A 697-nucleotide genomic window follows, 5' to 3' on the forward strand; every position below is an offset into this window, starting at 1 on the left:
ACATGCGCCTTGAGCCACGCGATTTCCTCCGCCATCAGCTCTCCAGCCAGCGTACGATGCCAGCATCGGCGCTCGCCGTCCCAACGGTAGGAACGGGCTTTCAACATATCCTTGCTGTCAAACGGCGCACGCAGCGCATAGACGCGAAAATCGCGTACATGGGCCTGTTCCAGCATGCAGGCCAGCCCGAGGCGGCCAGACACCGGCAACGGCTTTTGCAGCAATTCCAGCAAGGCCAGGCAGTCCGCCTGCGCCCGGTGCGCCTCGAAGAAAAAGCCCAGCCGGTAGGCCAGGTATTCCAGCTTGGCCGAGGCCATGCTCTCCTCCGCCCACGACACCTGCTGCAGCGAACAGGCCCAGGGCAAGGTTTCGAACACCGGCAGTCGCGCTTCCAGGAAGGGGCGGTCGAAGCGCGCGTTATGCGCAATTACCAGCTCCACGCCGTCCAGCAAGGCAGCTACCCGCGCATCGTCGATGCGCTTGCCGGCCACCATATCGTCGGTAATGCCATGCACCGCGGTCGACGCCGGCGGTATCGGCCGGCCCGGATCTTCCAGTTCATCAAGGATGTGCAGTATCCGGTAGACCTGTCCGCTTTCGCGGTCGAACTCGAACACCACCATCGCAAATTCAATGATGGCATCCACTTCCAGCGACAATCCGGTGGTTTCCGTGTCCACCACCACGCCACAAGCCA

General features: G+C 62.4%; 1 protein-coding gene. It reads right to left on the reverse strand.

Going from position 1 to position 697, the window contains the following annotated elements:
* Positions 1-697: 3'-5' exonuclease (locus JK635_RS28310; protein ID WP_202653522.1), on the reverse strand; the 697-nt coding region annotated here is incomplete at both ends.

It is taken from the genome of Neobacillus paridis, assembly GCF_016765675.1.
Lineage (GTDB): Bacteria > Bacillota > Bacilli > Bacillales > Cytobacillaceae > Neobacillus > Neobacillus paridis.